The following is a 1,032-nucleotide window of genomic DNA, read 5'->3' on the forward strand; positions in this document are numbered from 1 at the left end:
CCGTTTATCAATCAAATGAGGAATGTCCCTTTAGAGCGCGTCTTTGGGGCGCACTGGATGGGCAATGTGGTCTTGACCGGCTGCAACCGTGTCCGGTTTGCCCAATTGAATGAGGATAAATTGGAAACATACTCCCATTTTTTTAGAAATTTGGGTTATGAATGTGAATAAATTAAGGCCGTCTGAAAGTTCAGACGGCCTTTTTTAATGGTTGTTAATGTTGATGATGGTGGGCATGGCGTGCAGCCGCGCGTTTGGTACCGACAGGAACGACCAGCGTTGCGTAAGCTTTGTCTTGTTGGCATACGCTTTTATCGCTGTAATCGGTCTCGTTCACCACTTTGATTTTCCACAAGCCGTCAATCAGCGTAATCACATTGACCACGCCGTTTTTATCGGTTTTGCCGGAGAAGCCTTGAGGCTCGCGGTGGTCATGGGTCGATTCCAAGTCCATTTCGGCCAAAGTGTCCGAGCTGGCGGTAACGGTGGCTTTAACCAAAGGCTCGCCTTTGTACAGGACTTTGACCGGCAAAATGCCGCCGGCTTTGACTTCGTTCGGATTTTGCAGCGGAACCAGTTCCAGCTCTTGGCCGATAGGGCGGGTCAATACTGCTTCATCGACTGCGCCGTTGCCCACTTGGACAAAGCTTTTGCCGAACATTTGTGCCTGTTCGCAATAGGTGGCACCGGCCAGCTGCTTCAAGGTTTGCTGTTTCCAGCCGTCTTGGTTTTTCGACCAGAAAGTCGGTTGGTAGGTCGCGCTGACCCAGTAGGAGCCTGCGGGCAGGGCGGCTTTGGAAACGTATTGATAGTTTTCGCCCTTATTCACCAAATCAACGGTTTTCTTTGAGCTGTCGGTCAATTGCAGCGGTTTGAAAATATGCACGCGGTCGTCGGCGATTTTTTCGACATTGGGGAAGTCGTGGCTGTAACCCAAATCCGCATGCAGGATTTTGCCGGCAGGCTGATGTGTCGGTGCGGCCACCCAAACATCGTGTGCCTGTGCCACTGCGCCCAATCCCAGCAATCCTA

Annotated in this window: 1 protein-coding gene; it reads right to left on the reverse strand. The window is 51.5% G+C overall.

Annotation, left to right across the window (positions count from 1 at the left end; translation table 11 throughout):
* Positions 1-214: 214 nt before the first annotated feature.
* Positions 215-1,032 (reverse strand): DUF4198 domain-containing protein (locus ACTHS3_RS14495; protein ID WP_440368310.1); only part of this gene is annotated, 818 nt, incomplete at its 5' end.

It is taken from the genome of Neisseria sp. P0009.S007, from assembly GCF_051962515.1.